19 protein-coding genes are annotated in these 19,400 nt (G+C 57.0%); 6 read left to right on the plus strand and 13 right to left on the minus strand.

Annotated elements, in window-relative coordinates:
- Positions 1-58: 58 nt before the first annotated feature.
- Positions 59-2,071: a TonB-dependent receptor gene (locus tag Q1B27_RS03200; RefSeq protein WP_299843501.1), complete on the minus strand. Its 2,013-nt coding sequence runs from the start codon at positions 2,069-2,071 to the stop codon at positions 59-61.
- Between the two features lie 224 nt (positions 2,072-2,295).
- On the opposite strand from Q1B27_RS03200, the gene Q1B27_RS03205 reads away from it, so the two are divergent.
- The 5 genes from Q1B27_RS03205 to Q1B27_RS03225 all read left to right on the plus strand — a co-directional run bounded on the left by Q1B27_RS03205 (position 2,296) and on the right by Q1B27_RS03225 (position 7,693).
- The gene (locus tag Q1B27_RS03205) at positions 2,296-3,351 is read left to right on the plus strand and encodes a ChuX/HutX family heme-like substrate-binding protein (protein WP_299843504.1); all 1,056 of its coding nucleotides are present in this window, start codon (positions 2,296-2,298) and stop codon (positions 3,349-3,351) included.
- Positions 3,351-4,241 (plus strand): hemin ABC transporter substrate-binding protein, encoded by an 891-nt coding sequence (locus tag Q1B27_RS03210; RefSeq protein ID WP_299843507.1) that lies wholly within the window; start codon positions 3,351-3,353, stop codon positions 4,239-4,241. Before Q1B27_RS03205 ends, Q1B27_RS03210 begins: the two co-directional genes overlap by 1 nt.
- 2 nt (positions 4,242-4,243) lie before the next feature.
- A complete protein-coding gene (locus Q1B27_RS03215; RefSeq protein WP_299844867.1) occupies positions 4,244-5,317 on the plus strand; it encodes an iron ABC transporter permease in 1,074 nt (357 codons plus the stop codon).
- A complete protein-coding gene (locus Q1B27_RS03220; RefSeq protein ID WP_299843510.1) occupies positions 5,314-6,093 on the plus strand; it encodes a heme ABC transporter ATP-binding protein in 780 nt (259 codons plus the stop codon). Before Q1B27_RS03215 ends, Q1B27_RS03220 begins: the two co-directional genes overlap by 4 nt.
- A 289-nt stretch (positions 6,094-6,382) precedes the next feature.
- Entirely contained in the window at positions 6,383-7,693 is a 1,311-nt protein-coding gene (locus Q1B27_RS03225; protein ID WP_299843513.1) for a hypothetical protein, read from the plus strand.
- A 10-nt stretch (positions 7,694-7,703) separates the two neighbouring features.
- Here the strand turns inward: Q1B27_RS03225 and Q1B27_RS03230 are convergent, their stop codons facing one another.
- The 7 genes from Q1B27_RS03230 to Q1B27_RS03260 form a co-directional block, all read right to left on the minus strand.
- Positions 7,704-8,510, minus strand: coding sequence for an ABC transporter permease subunit (locus Q1B27_RS03230; RefSeq protein WP_299843516.1), 807 nt, complete (start codon positions 8,508-8,510; stop codon positions 7,704-7,706).
- Complete coding sequence (locus tag Q1B27_RS03235; protein ID WP_299843517.1) at positions 8,507-9,391, minus strand: ABC transporter permease; 885 nt, start codon at positions 9,389-9,391, stop codon at positions 8,507-8,509. The genes Q1B27_RS03230 and Q1B27_RS03235 overlap by 4 nt, the downstream gene beginning before the upstream one ends.
- Before the next feature lie 48 nt (positions 9,392-9,439).
- Positions 9,440-10,165, minus strand: coding sequence for a transporter substrate-binding domain-containing protein (locus Q1B27_RS03240; RefSeq protein ID WP_299843520.1), 726 nt, complete (start codon positions 10,163-10,165; stop codon positions 9,440-9,442).
- Between the two features lie 34 nt (positions 10,166-10,199).
- Complete coding sequence (locus tag Q1B27_RS03245; protein WP_299843523.1) at positions 10,200-10,976, minus strand: ABC transporter ATP-binding protein; 777 nt, start codon at positions 10,974-10,976, stop codon at positions 10,200-10,202.
- A gap of 263 nt (positions 10,977-11,239) precedes the next feature.
- Positions 11,240-12,538, minus strand: a complete 1,299-nt coding sequence (locus Q1B27_RS03250; protein WP_299843524.1) for a tetratricopeptide repeat protein — start codon at positions 12,536-12,538, stop codon at positions 11,240-11,242.
- Positions 12,539-12,562: 24 nt separating this feature from the next.
- Positions 12,563-13,003: a TerB family tellurite resistance protein gene (locus tag Q1B27_RS03255; protein ID WP_299843525.1), complete on the minus strand. Its 441-nt coding sequence runs from the start codon at positions 13,001-13,003 to the stop codon at positions 12,563-12,565.
- A 40-nt stretch (positions 13,004-13,043) separates the two neighbouring features.
- Positions 13,044-13,481: a TerB family tellurite resistance protein gene (locus Q1B27_RS03260; RefSeq protein WP_299843528.1), complete on the minus strand. Its 438-nt coding sequence runs from the start codon at positions 13,479-13,481 to the stop codon at positions 13,044-13,046.
- A 454-nt stretch (positions 13,482-13,935) separates the two neighbouring features.
- Here Q1B27_RS03260 and Q1B27_RS03265 point away from each other — a divergent pair, with 454 nt between their 5' ends.
- Entirely contained in the window at positions 13,936-14,541 is a 606-nt protein-coding gene (locus tag Q1B27_RS03265) for a hypothetical protein (RefSeq protein WP_299843531.1), read from the plus strand.
- Here the strand turns inward: Q1B27_RS03265 and Q1B27_RS03270 are convergent.
- The 5 genes from Q1B27_RS03270 to Q1B27_RS03290 form a co-directional block, all read right to left on the minus strand.
- The gene (locus Q1B27_RS03270) at positions 14,504-16,147 is read right to left on the minus strand and encodes a CTP synthase (RefSeq protein ID WP_299843533.1); all 1,644 of its coding nucleotides are present in this window, start codon (positions 16,145-16,147) and stop codon (positions 14,504-14,506) included. The two genes, Q1B27_RS03265 and Q1B27_RS03270, sit on opposite strands and share 38 nt — an antisense overlap.
- Before the next feature lie 163 nt (positions 16,148-16,310).
- Positions 16,311-16,670 (minus strand): preprotein translocase subunit SecG, encoded by a 360-nt coding sequence (secG, locus tag Q1B27_RS03275; protein ID WP_299843535.1) that lies wholly within the window; start codon positions 16,668-16,670, stop codon positions 16,311-16,313.
- Positions 16,671-16,839: 169 nt separating this feature from the next.
- On the minus strand, positions 16,840-17,718 hold the full coding sequence (locus tag Q1B27_RS03280; RefSeq protein WP_299843539.1) for a sensor domain-containing diguanylate cyclase: 879 nt from the start codon (positions 17,716-17,718) through the stop codon (positions 16,840-16,842).
- Between the two features lie 96 nt (positions 17,719-17,814).
- On the minus strand, positions 17,815-18,726 hold the full coding sequence (locus Q1B27_RS03285) for a sensor domain-containing diguanylate cyclase (RefSeq protein ID WP_299843542.1): 912 nt from the start codon (positions 18,724-18,726) through the stop codon (positions 17,815-17,817).
- A 131-nt stretch (positions 18,727-18,857) separates the two neighbouring features.
- Positions 18,858-19,253, minus strand: coding sequence for a DUF6524 family protein (locus Q1B27_RS03290; RefSeq protein ID WP_299843544.1), 396 nt, complete (start codon positions 19,251-19,253; stop codon positions 18,858-18,860).
- Positions 19,254-19,400: the final 147 nt, after the last annotated feature.

Here is a 19,400-nt window from a genome sequence, read left to right on the forward strand (position 1 = left end):
ATGGAAAAAAGGCGCGGCCAGATTGACCGCGCCCAGGTTGACGTCCGCTTCTCTGCGCTCAGAACGTCTTTGCCAAGGTGAATTTGAAGTTCCGGCCCGGTGCAGGCCGGGTGGAGAGCCTTGGCTGATACTGCTCGTCAAACAGGTTTTCGATGCCGATCCGGAACTCGGTGTCTTTCCAGACGCCTTTATCCGGCGCGATGGTTGCCCGCAGATTATGCGTGACATGGCCTGAACTGCGCACGCCGTCGACAGTAATTGAATCGTTGGCAACCACCTCCCAACTCAAATCGTAGGCGTCGGCAAAACGTTTGCCCACGGTCAACCGCACGCTATCGGCCGCCTGATTGCGCCAATCGCGCCTGACCTGTGCGGCGGTCGTTTCCTCTCCGTCGGTGAAATTGGCGTTCAGATCAAGGTAAAGGCCGTTCTGCATGGCGTAGGAGCCTTCGATCTCGATCCCGCGGGTTTCGATTTCATCCAGGGGCACAAATACAGGCGGCCCGAAGCGCGCGGTGTTGACCACGAAGGATGTGACATCCCACAACTGGGTATCGTAGAGGTTGGCCTTGAGCGACAGCGTGTCGCCGGCACGGAACGCGCCGGTCTTCTCGTAAGACGCGCCAATCTCGTAGGTGCGGGATTTCTCGCTTTGGGTGATGCGGGCGAGATTGTCCAGATCGTCAATCGGCGGCAGAACCTCGGTATACGCGGCGCTGCCAAAGATCGAGAATCCGTTGTCGAACGCATAGCGCAGGGACAGACCACCCATCAGGGCATCATCGGTGAAACGCCCGTTATTGGGCGCGGTTGACCCCTGAATTTCCGAGGTTTCGTAACGGATTGCGGGCGTGATGGTCCAGGCATCGCCGATGGTAATGTCATCGACAGCGAAAACGGCCCATCGGTGATCGTCGCCACCGGGGGCGGAAGACGCATCCAACCGGTCGCGGTGAATGTATTCCAGGCCCGCCACCAGATCGTGACCGACCGCACCGGTGTCAAATAGGGCGCGGTTCTTCAGTGTCACGGTGGTGGTTTCATACTGATGATCGGCGTCCAGCAAGGGGATCGGGGGTGAAAACGGGGTCGGGGTCTGGATGATCTCTTCGTTCGCGTAAGAGATTTGGAAGGTTAGATCGACCAGATCGTTACCTGTCGGATTGTAGCCATAGCGCAGCATCGCGGTCTCGCTGGAAACTTCACGATCCACATTGCCGAACCCCACCCCAAGGCCGAAGGAATCGTAGGGTACATCGAATTGAGTGGAATCGGTCTTGGTATAGGATGCGGTCAGCGAATGGGCATCATCTTCGCCAAAGGTAAGCTTGCCCTTGAAGAGATAAGAAGGGTCGTCAATCCCGCCCGCTGCGGGGTTGATGGGTGCGCCGCGCCCGTCCTTCTGCACATCCAGTTCGCGTTGGGTGTAGTTCAGCAGGAATTCAAGTTTTTCAGTCGGTTGCCAGGCCAGGATGCTGGAATGAGTGATCCCGGTGCCGTTGGATTGATATTCCAGCATCTGGCGAAACCGAAGCCCGACCTCGCCGCCGGTAAAATCGGACGCATCCTTGGTTTCCAGCCGGACAACACCGCCGACCACGCCCGAGCCATATTCGAACGAACCGACCGTACCGCGGATCACCTCGACCTCTTTGTAGAGAGACGGGTCGGTGAACAATTGGTTGCCGATACGATAAAGTTCTTCACTGCCTCGGGTCACACCATCGACCTGGATCAGCACCTTTTGATCAGTTCCAAACGTGTCGTTGGATCCATAACCGCGAATGTTGATCCCCGATCCCTGCGGTGTTGCGCCATTGACCAGCGTCACACCGGGGACGGAGTCGATCAGTTCGGCGATGGTGCCGGCCTGGCGGTCGTCAATTTCGGTCTGGTCGATTTCGGTCACGGCCGTTGCGGTATCGGTACGGACCTCTCGCTTACTTTCGCCAAGGGTGATTGTTCCCAGAAATCCAGCGTCCGTGTCCTGGGCCATTGCCGGTGTCAGTGCCAGATAGGTTAGACACAAGCTGGTGGTGCCCAGCAGCAGGTTGCGTGTGTTGCGCGTCATTGTAGTTCCTTCCGTCCTCGCAATCAGTGATTTTACCGAATGCTTGCGAAAGGCTGGCGCGGTGGTGTCCCGTTTTCCGGGCGTTAACTTTTTATGGTCTTGTGCGCCGTTAAGGAATCATACTAAAAGAGTCAAGAATTTTCATGCCGTCCCGTTGGCATGACCCTTAGCCACATCCGCCTTGTGCGATGCAGCCAGATTCTTTGAAAAGGAACGAGGTTGCCATGGCAGACACCCTGACAGTTGACGCAGAAGAAATTCGTGCCGCCATCACGGATCATCCGAAAATGCGCGCGCGCGATCTGGCGGATAAGCTTAACATCAGTGAGGCGCAGTTGGTGGCGGCGACCTGCGGAAAATCCGCGACCCGCATTGATCCGCACCCAGATCGCGTGATCTGGGCGGCGCAGATACTGGGTGAAGTCATGACCCTGACACGCAATGACAGCTGTGTGCATGAAAAGATCGGGGTCTATGACAATTACCATTCCGGTGCGCATGCCTCGATGGTGCTGACCGAAGAGATCGACCTGAGGATCTTTCCAGCCCATTGGAAGCACGCCTTCATGGTCGAAACCCCGACCGATGCGGGAACGCGCCGCAGTTTGCAGGTTTTTGATGCCGCTGGCGATGCGGTACACAAGATTTTCCTGCGCGACAGTTCGAACGGTATCGCATGGGACGATCTGCGCCAGGATCTGAAACTGTCGGACCAGTCTTCAGAGCAGACCGTGGGGCCAAGAGCGCTAAAAGAAGCGGCGAAATCCGATCCGGGCAAGGTTGAGATATTGCGCAAGGAATGGAAACGGATGACGGATACGCATCAGTTTCTGCGCCTGACCTCGAAGCTCAAGATGAACCGTCTGGGCGCTTACCGGATTGCGGGAGCACCCTTTGTCCGCGCGATTGCGCCGACCGCCGTGAATGCTGCGTTAAAGCAACTTGCGGTCGACGGGACAGAGGTGATGATTTTTGTCGGCAATCGCGGCTGTATCCAGATCCATCAGGGGCCGATCGGGACGCTCAAGGAAATGGGGCCGTGGCAAAATGTGCTTGATCCAGGCTTCAACCTGCATCTGCGGCTGGACCACATCGCCGAGGTCTGGGCCGTCGACAAGCCGACTCAGCGTGGTGCGGCGGTATCGCTTGAGGCTTTCGATGCCGAGGGTGGTTTGATTTTCCAGATGTTCGGCGTCGGAAAGGAAGGGCGTGACAGCCGCCCGGCCTGGCGCGCACTTGTGGCAAGCCTGCCTGATCTGGCGCTTGAAGGTGTTCAGTGATGGCGTTTGGAAACAGGGTTGCCCTGTCATCCGCCATCCTGACCTCGTTTTTCGGGGCAGCGATAGCGATCTGGGTGTCCAATAGTCCGGCCGAGGGCAACAATGACCCGCATGCCGAGGTTCTCAGTATCGGCGGATCGGTCACGGAAATCGTGTTCGCCCTAGGGGAAGGACATCGCCTTGTGGCGCGTGATACCACGTCGGTATATCCCCCCGAGGCAGACCGGCTTCCGGATGTGGGGTACATGCGTGCCCTGTCCCCCGAGGGGGTTCTGGCGGTCGCGCCCGCACTGATCCTGTCAGAGGAGGGCGCTGGCCCGCCCGAGACGATAGCCGTGCTTCAATCTGCCGATATCCCGTTTGTCACCGTGCCGCTGGTACAGGACGGGGCGGGCATCGCGCAGAAAATACGGATCGTCGGTGATGCGCTTGGGGTGCCGGAAAAGGCGGATGTGCTTGCCACCAATGTCGAGGCGGAATTCGCACAGGCGCTTGCCACGGCACAAGGCGCGACCGCAACAGAGCGCAAGCGTGTCCTTTTCGTGCTGAGCACACAAGGCGGGCGAGTGCTTGCATCGGGCACGGATACGGCTGCTGATGCCATCATCCAGCTGGCCGGTGGTGAAAACGCCGTGACAGGATTTTCCGGTTACAAACCCATGACTGACGAGGCGATAAGCCGGGCACGTCCTGATGTCATCCTCATGATGGATCGGACCGATGATCATGGGGCAGATAATCGCTCCTTGCTTTCCATGCCTGCCTTTCGCCCGACGCCTGCGGCCAAGAATGATGCGGTGGTGCGGATGAACGGGCTTTATCTGCTTGGCTTTGGGCCACGAACGGCTGATGCCGTCACCGATCTGAACCAGGCGATCTATGCGCCATGAGCATGGCCCAAGCCGGTGACATGGACACGCTGTCAGCGACCCAGGACAGATCGGACATCGCGCGGCGATGGCATTTATGGCTGGGCCTGTTCCTGTTCATGTCCTGCGTTGCCAGCCTGGCGGTTGGCGCCTCTGGCGCGTCATTCTGGTCAGCGCTTGGGCGTTTGGTTTCAGGGCAAAATCTTACTCAGCTCGAGCAGGTGGTGCTCTGGGATATCCGCTTGCCGCGCACCATCCTGGGTCTGCTGGTTGGCGCGGCGCTCGCGGTGTCGGGCACGGTCTTGCAGGGGCTCTTTCGGAACCCTTTGGCAGATCCCGGAATCGTCGGCATCACCGCCGGGGCAAGTGTTGGCGCAATATTCGCCATCGTCTTTGTCGCAACGCTGCCCCTGATCGTCCTGAACGCCGTTGGCATCTATCTGATCCCGCTGGCAGCCTGTATCGGAAGCTGGGTATCAGTGATGCTGCTCTATTCGATTTCCACAAGGCGCGGGCGCACCTCGGTGGCGACGATGTTGCTGGCCGGAATCGCATTGGCCGCGCTTGCGGGTGCAATTGTCGGTGTCATGGTTTTTGCGGCGGATGATCAGCAACTCAGGGATCTGACATTCTGGCAGTTGGGGTCGCTTGGCGGGGCAACCTGGGCCAAGATTGCGACCGCCGGACCCATCATCGGGGCGGCACTGGTCGGTGCCGTGATGTTGGGGAGCGCGCTGAACGCGATGTCCTTGGGGGAGGCCACGGCCATGCATCTTGGTATCCCCGTGCAGCGTGCCAAGAACCTTGCCATTCTGACTGTATCCATCGCGACTGGGGCTGCAGTTGCCGTCTCGGGCGGTATCGGCTTTGTCGGCATTGTCGTGCCACATCTTCTGCGTCTGGCAACCGGTCCCGATCACAAGCCATTGTTGATCAACGCGGCATTGCTGGGTGGCGCCTTGCTGATCTGGGCGGATGTCGTTGCGCGCGTGGTCATTGCCCCGGCTGAGCTGCCGATCGGCGTCGTAACGGCTATCTTGGGGGCGCCGGTTTTCCTTTGGATTTTATTGCGACGACGCGGAGTACTGGAATTATGAGCCTTCAGGCTGATAAAATCTCGTTGACCATCGGCCGCCGAGCCATTCTGGACAATGTGACGCTTGCGGCTCGGGCGGGTGAGGTTACCGCCATCGTCGGGCCCAACGGATCGGGTAAGACCAGCCTTTTGCGTGCAATCACCGGGGAATATCAGACCGCGGGCACAACGCATCTGAACGGGCTTCTTGTGACGCAGGCCAACGGTGCGCGACTTGCAATCATGCGCGGTGTGTTACCTCAGGCGGCGCGGCTGGCCTTTCCCTTCAAGGCGATAGAGGTGGTGCGCATCGGTCATCAGGCCGGGCCACATGGGGTAGATCGTCAATTGCCGCATCGGGCGCTGGCTGCGGTCGGTCTGTCCGGTTTTGAAGACCGGTTCTATCAGGACCTGTCCGGCGGGGAACAGCAACGGGTGCAGCTGGCCCGTGTTCTGGCGCAGGTCTGGCAACCGGTATTCAGTGGCCAACCGTGCTGGCTGTTTCTGGATGAACCGGTGGCCAGCCTCGATATAGGTCACCAGCTTGGCATCATGCAATTGGCCCGTGACTATGCGCAGCGTGGAGGCGGTGTCATCGCGGTCATGCATGATCTCAATCTTACCGCGATGTTCGCCCACAAGGTTGCAATCATGAAGAATGGTGAGGTTTTTGCGCGGGGCGATCCGCAAACTGTGTTCACCGACACCACCCTGTCTGCGGTCTATGGCTGCAATCTGCGTATCAACACAAAGCCCAGCAAGGACACACCCTTTGTTCTGCCGCAGGCCGTCATATAGGTCAAAGACCGATGGCGTGCCGCCGCTACACGCCACGGTCCTCTCTTAGGGGCGTATCGGACGGAAGGGCGGTCTGTTGCCGCTCACATAATATGATCCGGCGCAGGCGCCACCTGCAGGTGGCGCGGTTTGATCTGGGTCGCAGGCGGCAGGTACCGCCAACGGGCCTGAAAATTTTATGTCGAATTTAGTCATTATAATTCGGTTAAGGTTCAAAGCGTATTCTGAACAGGGTCCCAACGTAAGTAGTGGCGGTGGTTGGGTTTTTCTGATGTGAGTGGTGTTCGCTATGCTTGAACTACTGATAGCGTCGTTGGCGATGGCGATTGGCAGTTCGTTTATTATCGGCAGCGAAGACGATTCAGATGATCAGGTCGAAGCTGAAACTGATAACAACCCCAAGGTTGACCCGGAAAAATACCTTCAGGAAGATCCTCAGGCTGAGGGCGAGACCGACTATACCGTCGCGTCGGATAATGGAATTGGCAATCTGATCGAGGGTGGGGCAGAGGACGAAGCCTTCCTTGTATCAACGGATGATACCGTTTTTGGAAATGACGGGAACGACCTGATTGATATTTTGGCACGGGCCGATCTTGTCGATGGTGGCGATGGTGATGACCAGATTAACCTTGATAATGGCACGCCTGGAAACCCCGGTGGCTATGTCCATTTCAATGGCAGTGATTTCACGCATATCGATACAGACAAGGATATTGCCACAATCCAGGGCGGCGATGGTGATGATCACATCAATGTTGAAAGTGGTTACGCAGACATCTTCACCGGTGAAGGTATTGATACGGTCGATGCGTCGGGGCTTGAGAAAGGTATTATCCACGCCAATGCCGGTGATTTAGTACTGGGTTCTGACGTCGCGGATAGCGATGCGGTTGCCATCAAGACCGAAGGTGGTGCTGAATTTCGCGGGGGCGCTGCGGACGAACAGGGCTTTGCCACTGGCGATGGTTCGGTGCTGGATGGCGGCGGTGGTGATGACCTCCTGATGAGCGATGAGGGCAGCGCCACTTTGACGGGTGGCGACGGTGACGACACCCTGATCAGCGTTGCGGATAAACTGCGATTTAGCGAAGCAACGCGCACAACCGAGTTCGGCCAATGGGTCGACGGGTCTGCTGATATTCTGGATGGCGGCGATGGAAACGACCGGTTGGAGATGTCCAACGGCGACATCGGCACCGGCGGCGAAGGTGCGGATCACATTTCGATCCATTACCTAATGGAAGATGACGCCGCGACCGATGCCGAAAGAGATTTGGGCGGGGCCGTGGTGACCGATTTCGCAGTAGGCGTCGACACGGCCAGTCTGAAAATTGATGACGGGTTCGATGAATGGCACCCGACGGGCGGCCCGGAACTGGACCTGACAGATCGGGTTGAGGTGATTGAGGAAGCTGGCGACACCAAGATCCTCGTCGATGATGAACTTGCCACCACGCTCACCGGTATCACCGGGTTGAAGGTTGGGTTTTCTGATCGTGGTTCTTATGATGACGTCGTTGACAGCGATAGCGGGATTGTTTCGGATCGCAGCGAATTTGACGTTGTGGTCGAATTCTTCTTCGCGAAGGTTTCCTGACGCTAAGGACCTACCGGATGACGTTGACCTTCAGCTTGATTTTCTTGCGTGTTTCCTGCGGCAGGTGCCTATTGAGATAAGTGTTAACCAGCCCGAAGATGCTGACCACGACCAGCGTCAGCAGAATGAAATACATCGCAAGGATCGGGTAGGGAACAAACGGGTTGAATGTCTTGTCGGCGAAGTAGTTCGCGTAATAAAGCGCGTCACCCTTTTGCTGCCATGCCGGGAAACCTGAAAAGAACACCAGCGCGGTGGCGTGAAACAGGAAAATCGCCTCGTTCGTGTAGGCCGGCCAGGCAAGCCGCAACATTGTGGGCCAGACGATCTTTTTGAACCGGGGCCAGCCGGTAAAGCCATAGGCATCAGCGGATTCAACATCGCCCTTTGGAATAGAGCGCAGTGCGCCATAGAAGATTTCACCGGAATAGGCGGCAGTGTTCAGGAAGAGCACCACCAACGCCCCGAGCCAGGCGGCGGTGAACGGCTCGAATATCGGGAAGCTTTGCTTGAGGCTGAGAAAGAGAAAATAGCCAAAGAAGAACTGCACGAAAAGCGGCGATCCGCGGAACAGAAAGATGAACCATTCCGCCGGTTTGCGCAGCCACGGATTGCGCGCGCCCTTGGCCATCGCCAGCGCGGTGGCAAAGAAGAAACCGGCAAGCAGCGCCAGCACCCCGAAATAGATGTTCCAGATCATGCCAGATCCGATCAGCGTGAATTGCTGACAGAGGGTGAAATCCTCTTTCGGAAGCAGGCGTTCGCCAATGCCAATTGACCGAAGCCCATATTCCTGAATGGTCTGCCAGCAACTCATGCTGCGGCCTTTCTCTGGGCTTCACCGCCGGTGGTGGCCTGTCCTCGGGTGAGGCGGGTCATCGTGCGCTCCAGGAAAATCTCTGAAACACGGGTGAAGGCAAGGTAGAAAACCAGTAGGGCGAGGAAATACCACATCCGCCAGTCGCCATGTGGATAATCAGTGAACCTTGTGGTTTTCGAACCACCCATTTCACGTGCCCAATAGACGATATCCTCGACCCCCAGCAGGAACAGCAACGGTGTGGCCTTGATCAGCACCATCCAGAGGTTTCCAAGGCCGGGCAGGGCATAGACCCACATCTGCGGCACCATCACACGGCGAAATGCTTGCTTGCGGCTCATGCCATAGGCTTCGGCGGTTTCCATCTGGGCGCGCGGCACGGCGCGCATCGCGCCGAAAAGGACGTTGGCCGCAAAGGCGCCAAAGACGATGGCAAAGGTAAAGACAGCAAGGAAAAACCCGTAGGTCTCGTGTATCCATTGCGGTGCGTTGCCAAGCGGCATCTTGGCTGCTTGGCAAACAACAAAGTCATTGCCCTGGCGCACGGGTTCCGTCCATTCCGGACACAGGATTTTGTGGCGCGACCATTCGATGGCCTGATCCAGTGCAATGACGAAAAAGAGGAAAAAGGCGATGTCGGGCACGCCGCGCACAATCGCGATATAGGTTTTACCGATCCAGCGAACCGGTGCCACGACCGAGCGCGCCGCGGTGGCCCCCAGATAGCCGAAAAACAGGGCCGTGGGTGCGGTAATGGCTAATAGCAAAAGCACCGTCCCGAAGGACAGGTAGAAGGCCATATGCTTGCCCGTGGTCAGGTAACAACTGAGCCAGGTCAAACCGGAAAGCGTTGATGGGTCGGTGCAATATGAAAACATGAATAAAACGGCGGGGCCGAAGAAGGGCCCCGCCAGATCCTTGTCAGATCAGAAGGTTTCGCCGATTTCCCATTTGGTGATCAGCTCGTTCAGGGAGCCATCGTCTTTCATCGACTGAATGGCTGCATCGAATTTGGCACGCAGTTCACCGTCGCTTTCGCGAACGCCCATGCCGACACCGCCGCCCAACAGGACTTTCTCGTCGAGCAACATCAGAGTGTCATCCTCATCTGCGATAGGCAGCAGGTAGGAGCCATCCGCAAATACCGCATCCGCTTCGCCGTTGCGCACGGCGGCGATGGTTTCTTCAGGCGTGGCGAACTCTACCAGAGTTGCGTCGCTTTCCGCGATATGGGCTGCCTGGATCGTGCCTGTCTGGGCTGCGATCACGCCACCCATGACGTCGACATCCATCGACAATGCCATATACAAGGTCGGGTCAGGCTGTGTGTAGTTCTGTGTGAAATCAATGACTTCATCGCGTTCGTCGGTGATCGACATACCGGCGATGATGACGTCATAGTTGCCCGAGACGAGGTTGGGAATAATGCTGTCCCACTCGTTGGTGACCCATTCACAGGTCAGCTCGGCGCGTTTGCACAGCTCATCACCCAGCTCACGCTCGAACCCGTCAACTTCGCCGGAATCATTGATGAAGTTCCACGGAGGGTAAGCGCCCTCGGTGCCCATGCGAATTGTCTTTTCATGGGCCGCAGCCCAGGCCAGGCCGGCTGTCAGCGTCAGCGCCGCTGTTGCAAGTACTAGTTTTTTCATGAGTTTTCTCCCTTTTACTCAGAAACTTGTTGTCTCAAGCGGCCATCGTCGAGCTGAGGAACTGCTGCAGCCGCTCTGATTTAGGGGCGCCAAATAGCGTGTCTGGCGCACCTTCTTCCTCGATCAACCCCTGATGCAGGAACACAACGTGATCCGAGACATCAGCGGCCATTTTCATATCATGGGTAACGATCATCATGGTGCGGCCTTCAGCGGCCAAATCTTTGATAACCTTGACGACTTCCTGCTCCAGCTCGGGGTCGAGCGCGCTGGTGGGTTCGTCGAAAAGCAATGCCTCGGGCTCCATGCAGAGGCCCCGCGCGATCGCGGCGCGCTGCTGCTGCCCCCCCGAAAGCTGCGCCGGGTAAACGTCGCATTTGTCGCCGATGCCGACCTTGTCTAGATAGTAACGGGCCTTTTCATCGACCTCGGCGCGGTCGCGTCCCAAAACGGTCACCGGGGCCTCCATCACATTTTGTAGGATGGTCATATGGGCCCACAGATTGAATTGTTGAAAGATCATGGACAGGTTGGTGCGGATCCGCAGAACCTGTTTCTGGTCCGCCGGATGCCGGTTCAGCCCTTCACCCTTCCAGGTGACAGGCTCGCCCTTGAACAGGATGTCGCCCTGTTGGCTTTCCTCAAGCAGATTGGCGCAGCGCAGGATTGTGGATTTACCCGATCCCGACGATCCGATCAGTGAAACAACGTCACCCTTTTGGGCAGTAATGTCGACGCCTTTGATCACTTCCAGTGCGCCATAGGCTTTGTGCAGATTGCGGATTTCGATGACGGGCGTCTGATCGGTCAAGGGGTCGTCCTGAGTGGTTGCGGGCGTGTCAGGACGTTAATAGGGCCGAATTTTTGGCATAATGCAACTTGCAAAACGGTTGCTAGCGTCGATTAACTGCCGAATTGACGCTGGGTCAATCCATTTCGGAAGTTCATTCGCAAGGCGATACAGGATGGCCCACCCCATCACCAGGGCGCAGTTGAGGATGAAGACAGTCGGATACCAAACAGGTAAAAGTGACAACTGGGCAAGGGCAGGCGATCAGGATGTCTGCCCAGCGTTCAAACGGCCGCGCTTGTCAGATTTCGCCAGGCTACAGATTCTGCCAGCACGGGGCGACGCAGTGCAAGAATCTGGCGCGCCTCCGTTGCACGATCCTGCCTTAGAAGACAGGTCAGCAGCGCGTGCTCCAATAAATCGCGCTGTGCCCGACTACCGCCGATGCGGGCATGATCAGCCATGCAGTGTGTCAGGTGATGGGCGGCTTTGGCCCAATCCTGTGCAGCAATATGGCGACAGGCCAGCGCAACGTCGGGCACAAGATCGGCGGCGGGGCCCACGGGATGGTCGATGATCACCTGCAACGGTTCGCTTTTGCCGGCCATCGCATGGGCAAGGGCGGCGTGCATGTCGATAAAGGCGTTGCTGGTCTTAGGATAAAATCGGCTGGCATAAGCACTGACCTGTTGCCACCGCTCTGGGGCCACAGTCTCACCTGCAATCTCGGCTCGAAAGAGGATCGAGGCGGTATCCGTCAGCACATTGATCGGCAGGCCAAGTGCTGCGCCGGGGGCAACATCTGCATCGACCGTCTGCCACATCTGCGCGGTGTCGCCCTGTTCCAGCGACCATAGAGCGACATGCCACGATAGATGTCCGTGCATAACGGCGCTGCGGTCGTATCCTTTTAACCACTCTGTCAGGTAATCCGCACCGGTCTTGGTCTCGCCAGCCTCGTACCAGATGTGGGACCGGATATGTGCGCCATTGGCATTGTCGGGATTGAGCGCCAGCGAGCGGTCTATATAGGCATCGGCTTCTTTCAGATTGCCAGTTTCACAGAGCGCAAAAGCATATTGGCTTTGACACCACCAATCATCCTTTCCGTAATGTGGCAAAAGGGCCGCGTTGAAGGCCAGCATTTCGGCCTCGCGTCCGGGCTGGCCAGAAAAGCCGATCAACCCAAAGATCGAGCTACAGGTCTGTGCAACCATCGCGTCGCGAGGATATTCCGAAACATGCGCGCGGATCGCTGTGTAGGCATCGGCGGTCTTACCCGAAACCAGCAGATCCAGCGCGTGGATATGGCTTTGTTCGCGCATCTTGCAGGGGTCAGATAAGGTTTTGGCAGTTGCCATGGCTTCGCGGGTTGCTTCCGCATCGTTGACGGTCTGCAACGCACGGGCAAGGCCCACATGGGCCAGCGCAAATTGCGGATCATGGGCAATCGCTTCTTCGAAAGGTGCCACCACATCTGCCTGAGCGGCAAGCAACCGATACAGCCCGGTTGAATAAGCCTCGGCGGCCTTGGCGCTGTCGGTGGACAAGACATTGCCATATTGATCGGTCCGGACAGACATGAGCGTGGCCTTTCGTGGCGAATTTCAGGGTGAGCCTGCGATGCGTTGGCGGGCGCGGGCGCTATCCATGTCGCTGATACCAAGGAATTTGGCGACCAGACGCAAAAGCGCATCCTCCTGGGCATCGCGCTGCCCGTCGGCCAGGGCCACTTGCCATAATGCTTCAACCACGGCCAATCGGTGCTCGTAATCCACCGCATTCTTAATCGCTTGGGTGAAAACCACCGTGTCGGGCGCCTCGGCTTCCAACGCTTCGGCGCGGCTGCGCAACGCGGTCGCCTCGAACGGGGTCAGACCGTAACGCGCGCCTGTGATCCGGTCGATCCGGTCTTTTTCTTCCGGGGCATAATCGCCATCGGTACGGGCCACGCGGACCAGAAGGGCAGTCAATGCCAGACGCGCATCGTCGTCATTCAGTGGTTCGGGCGCGGGTTGGGTGAGTCTTTTCAGGAATGTAGAAAACATGGCTTAGACTATAGGGTCGACATGCACGAGGTCCAAGAGGTCACAACCCCTCGGCTGTTTCTCGGGCGGTATCGCTGTCAGATTTGCTTAACCCCATGGCAATGCGCGCGGCTTCGATTACAGCGGCCTCCTCGTCATGGCTTTCGCCATCGGCCAGCAGCACTTCCCACATCGCCTCAAGCGCATCAAGCCGCGCCTGAAAGCTGGTGGTTTCCCGGATCACCCGCGCGAAATGCTCGGTCTCTGGCGCTTCATGCTCCAGTTTTTCACAGGTGGCGCGGGTCTTGGCCGCCTCGACCGGATTGAGGCCAAAAAGACGGCTCAGCAACCGATCAATGCGGCTGATTTCCTCGAACTGGTAGTTGTGATCGGATTTGGCCACGCGAACCATCAGTGCACCGAGGGCTAGTTTTTCGTCGGGTTCTGGCAGTGGCTCTGGTTCGGGAGCGGAAAAGGCATTTAGGATACGGTGCAGCATAGATGCAGGTTAAGCACAGCGGCGGGCGTTGGGCCAAGTGGTTTTTGGCGGAAATGAAGCACAATTCCTGCCGATACTTGCAATTATGCCCACCTCCGCGCGACCAAGCCATCGCTTAGTATCCGAGCCTGCTTTGCAAACCCGAAATCACTGGGGTCAGAGCCGTGCAGGAGGGATCGTGCGATTCTGGCTTAAAATTTAATGAGGCGAGTTGCGTGATTTCTTAAAAAATCCCCATAACCCTTTGTTATATATAATGATTGCTAGCATTCTGAACGTGCTTTCCTGTGCCCGAAAGACGATAGGGTGCAATTTGGAAACGGCAGGTTTCCGCCGATGCGACAACCAAAGTGCATTCGCCATGAGAGCGACACATTTGCACCCAAGAATTTACCCGAAGATCGGTCAAACCTCAGAACAGAGAGCAGATATGGCGCAGGTTCGGAGAGAAAAAGTGCAAGAGTTCGAAAATTTCGACTGGATGCAGGGCAGTGCACAGGAGCATCTGGCGATGGCCAGATTGGGCAGCATGGATCAGATTTGCGACCTCGCACGGCGCTATGATTGGGATCAGCATCCCGAAGAGGTTCTGAGCTGGATCATGGCGCAGAAATGCGTCGACCTGGGCACGGCGCTGATGGTGTTCCTGAATGGCGGGCCCGAGCGGTTCAATTACATGCCCAAACGCGATGTGCCCGAAGGCTATCGCGGTGTCGTGCGTCTGCTGGACAATATCTGTCGACGGCTCAACAGCGGTTTCTACCTGGTCGACCCGATGAGCCCGTTGCCTGATCGCAAACGGATCAACAAGTGGCTCACCTATCAGGCTGCGGACCGTGCGGAAGGGCGTTTGGGGCGGTGGCAATTGGATGAAGACATTCTTGAACCGCTCTTGAACGACACGCTGCGCCTTGATGTGCCGGAAGAGGCCAAAAAACAGTCAAACCTGCTGCTCGATATTCTGAGCCCGGCGATTGATCTGGCAACCAAACGCGTGATCGAAGATGAGCCCGCGCCGAAATCTAAACCAGTCGCGACGTCTCAAGTGCAGCGCGGATAAAATCTGCAAAAAGCGGATGCGGTTCAAACGGTTTCGACTTCAGCTCTGGGTGGAACTGCACCCCGATAAACCACGGGTGATCTTTCCACTCCACGATCTCGGGCAAACGACCATCCGGCGACATGCCGGAAAACAGCAGGCCCTGTTTTTCCAACGCCTTGCGATATTTGGTATCAACCTCGTAGCGGTGGCGATGACGCTCATCAATCGCGGTGGTGCCGTAAACTTCGGCCACCTTTGATCCTTCGGTCAGCGTGGCATTATAGGCCCCAAGACGCATCGTGCCGCCTTTGTCGTCACCGACCTTGCGCTTGACCTTTTCGTTGCCCTGGACCCATTCCTTGAGGTGATAGACCACTGGAGTAAAACGTTTTTCTCCTGCCTCGTGGTCGAATTCTTCGGACCCAGCATCGGGTAGATCGGCCACGTTGCGGGCTGCTTCGATCACGGCCATCTGCATACCCAGACAAATGCCTAAGTAGGGGATCTTGTGGGTGCGAGCGAACTCGGCTGCCTTTATTTTACCCTCAGTACCACGCTCACCAAAGCCGCCGGGCACAAGAATGGCATGAAACCCTTCCAGATGCGGGGCCGGGTCCTGAATGTCGAAAATCTCGGCATCGACCCATTCGACATTCACCTTGACGCGATTGGCCATGCCACCGTGGGTCAGCGCCTCCTTGATTGATTTATAGGCGTCTTCCAACTGGGTGTATTTGCCAACGATGGCGACATTGACCTCACCATCCGTGGTGTGGATACGGTCATAGACATCCTGCCAGATCGTCAGGTCCGGCTTGGGCGCGGGTGAGATTGCGAAGGCATCCAGCACCGCCTGATCCAGCCCCTCGCGGTGATAGGCCAGGGGCGCCTCGTAGATCGAGCTGAGGTCATAGGCGGCGACAACTGCCTCTTTGCGGACATTACAGAAAAGCGCGATCTTCTCGCGTTCCTTGTCGGGAATCGGTTGCTCAGACCGGCAGACCAGAATATCCGGCGCGATGCCGATGGATTGCAATTCTTTCACGCTGTGCTGAGTGGGCTTGGTCTTTAACTCGCCACTAGCCGCCAGATAGGGCAGCAGGGTCAAGTGCATGAAAATGCATTCGCCGCGCGGTTTGTCATGGCTGAACTGGCGAATGGCTTCGAAAAACGGCAGTCCTTCTATGTCGCCAACGGTGCCGCCGATTTCACACAGCATGAAATCAACCTCATCCTCGCCGATGCGGATGAAATCCTTGATTTCGTTGGTGACATGCGGAACCACCTGAATGGTTTTGCCGAGGTAGTCGCCGCGCCGTTCACGCTCCAGCACGGTGGAATAGATCCGCCCGGAACTGACCGAGTCGGTCATCCGCGCGGGCACCCCGGTGAAACGTTCGTAATGGCCAAGGTCCAGATCGGTCTCGGCCCCATCATCGGTCACGAACACCTCGCCATGCTCGAACGGTGACATGGTGCCGGGATCGACGTTCAGATAGGGGTCGAGTTTTCGTAGCCTTACCGAAAAGCCGCGTGCCTGCAAAAGCGCGCCCAATGCAGCCGAGGCCAGCCCTTTACCAAGGGAAGAAACGACGCCGCCGGTAATGAAGATAAATCGTGCCATAGGCGTGGCAACCCCCGTGATATTCAGCTGTTTATGAGGCCCTGATCGGGTCAAAAAGACCACAGCACCACGGGACTCGACATATATAGGATTCGGGGCGGCCGCGCAAGACAGCCGCAAGATGATGTTGCGTTAACCCTTTCGGGCCTCAAGCGATAGTGGTTTAGTCGGCGGACGGTGCCAGCGGTGCGTTGTCGTCTGCCGCAGGCGGCAGCAGGTTGTCGTCACCCAAATCGCCCGCGGGGGCTTCGACCGGGGTCGGGGCGTCAGTGATCCGGTCCAGAACCGAACTGCCCGAAGCGTTTTTTGCTGCGATAATGGTCAGCGCCATCGACGTACAGATAAAGGCAATCGCCAGGATCCAGGTCAGTTTGCCAAGCGCGGTTCCGGCCGACCGGCCCGAGATCGCGCCACCGCCGCCGCCACCCATGCCCAGACCGCCGCCTTCAGAGCGTTGCAGCAGCACCACGCCGATCAGGGCGAGGGCAAGAAGAAGGTGAACGGTAAGGACGACGTTTTCCATGTGGGGCGGCCTGTCAGAATGGGTCGGGTCACGGCGCTATCTATGCAATTCGAGCGTCCCCCGCAACCCGGCAATCACAGCAAATGTCCGGGTGAAACCAATCAATCAACGCCGTGACCTGTCCAAAACAGAATTGTTGTGCCTTCCAGACCGCCTTACGGCCCGGCTTTTAGACAGACAGTCGTGCTGCAAGTTCACCTTTTTTCGCCATGTACATATCGCGGTCTGCATGTTGCAGCAGCGCCCGCAAAGATCGGGCATCGGTTGGGCAATGAGCAAAGCCCATACTGGCCGAAACGGTGATGTTCTGGCGGTTGGCCCTGAAGGGTGCGGTGAACATCGCGTGTAGCTTTGCCTTCACTTTCTGTATCGGCTCAGGTGTGGCAACATCGTTCAGGATTGCAGCAAATTCATCACCTCCCATCCGTGCGGCGACCCCTTCGTGTCCGATGGTGTCGACTAGACGTGTGGCGACCCCCTTCAGCAGCATGTCACCACACAGGTGTCCGCAGGTATCGTTGATCAATTTGAACCCATCCAGATCCAGGTAGATCAGGGCAAAACCCTGTCCCTGATGCTGGAAATTCCGATAGGCACTGCGCACCACCTCCAGAAATCCTGCCCGGTTGCGGATACGTGTCAACGGATCGTGGCGGATGCGGTGTTCCAGCGTTTCAAGCCGCTGGCTGGTGGGTGACATATCCTCTACGACCGAGATGAAATGGCCGCCCTCGCCATTTGCCCCCTGTATCAGCCGCACGCGCAGATTGGCCTTCACCACACTGCCATCGGCCCGGATGTACCGTTTTGGAAAGGTTTGGCTGCTGCTTTTGCCCGCTATCAACTGCTCTATGTGCGACAGATTGTCAGCTAGATCATCCGGGTGTGTGACATCCTGAAAGCGCATCTTTTCAAGCTGCTCTTGCGAATATCCCAATATATCGCAAAGCTGCTGGTTCACCCGTAACCAGGTTCCGTCCCTGCCTATGCGGGCCAGTCCGATGGGTGCTTCTTGAAAAATATCTTCGTCAGAATGATCGTGCGTCATTTGAATATCTGCCAGCTTGTTCTAACGGAAAATCAATATGTCGTTAAAGATCCTTAACAAAGTGTTAACGGACAATTAATCAATAACGTCGGTGCCTTACCGTGCCGATTGTTGTCGCTTGAGGCGTTGCGGATATGGTGATCTTTCGATCTCGCGCGGTGCAAGTTTCGCGCTTTTTTCGGCATACATGGACGCGTCGGCAAATTGCATTAACCCATGAATGGAGTGGGCATCCAGCGGGCATCGGGCCAGACCGACACTTGCAGAGATCGTTACATGCCTGTCGCTTGTCTCCATCGGGACGGAAAATACCGAATTCAGACGAAAGATTGCGGCATTCAGCTGTTCCATGCTTGCAGCATTGTTGAGCACGACGGCAAATTCGTCACCGCCGATCCGGGCTACAATACCATCTTGTCCGATCATGTGCGTCAACCGCCCAGCCACCTCTTTTAACAGCATATCACCGCCAACATGTCCCAGCGTGTCGTTGATCTTCTTGAAATCATCCAAGTCAATGTAGGCGAGGGCGAATCCCTTGCCGTGCCGCTCGTAGCGACGAAAGGCGGCGCGCACGCTTTCGGTGAATCCTGCGCGGTTGCGGATGCGCGTCAGCGGGTCATGACGAAGCTTGTGTTCCAAGTGATCAATCAACTGGCGTGTCTCTGAAATGTCTTGAACCGCCATGATGAAATGGGTGTCCTGGCTCTCGGACGCCTGAACCAGACTGACATTGAGATCGGCCCAAAAAATGCTGCCATCGCCGCGGATGAAGCGTTTCGCCATATTGAAGCTGCCGTGGTTTTGTCGCAGCAGCAGCGCCATTTGCGTTAATTCCGGCTCCAGGTCATCCGGGTGTGTGACGTGGTGGATGCGCAGGTGTTGCAACGTGTCTTCGGTCAGGCCCAGCGTATCGCACAGCCGCTGATTTGCCTTCAACCAGCTCCCGTCGCGATCAACGCAGGCAACCCCGACAGGTATTTTTCTAAAGAAATTTCCATCCGTCATATCGTGCGCCATATCTGAATTATCAAAGAAAACCGAACCCCGGGTCGAATCTCTCTGAGCGTGGTAAACAGTCGGTTAATTCACCGCAGATAGTTGACAGATCGTTAGCGGATATCCGCCAGTGGGTAGGCTTACTCGTCCACGTCATCCATGTCGGATTGGCCGCTCAGCATGCGTCGTACATGGCTCCAGCTTAACCCGATACCCAGCACCAGTGACAGGGCGACGATTCCCAGCCAAAGGTTGAAAGACCGGTTCTCCAGGTTCAGCCATCCGATGTCGTAGAGCACCCATAACAGTGCTGCGACAATCGCCAGGATCAATCCCATACCGAACGTCCCGATCGAACGCACGGTGGCGCGCAGGTAGATGATATAGCCCACTAACAGCAACAACCCGAAAAGCATGGCCATCGGCAGCTGGTCATTGAAGTTTTCCTGTGTCCAGCGGACATAATTCCAACGGGTCGGGTTGAAGGTGGCTGCCAACAGCAGAAAGGCCATAAGCCAACGCAACAAAAATCCCATTTTCAGCCTCCGAATTGCCCGTTGTGGCTAAACTGTTCAAATCCTGAGGCGTCTGTCCAGAGCCTCAGCGCGCTGTGGGGTGAATTAGGTGTTTCCCAAGTGCGCTCGCATCGGTATACGGGCGCGGGTTTATCCGGAATTCGAAGA

The organism is uncultured Roseovarius sp. (assembly GCF_947489715.1).
Lineage (GTDB): Bacteria > Pseudomonadota > Alphaproteobacteria > Rhodobacterales > Rhodobacteraceae > Roseovarius.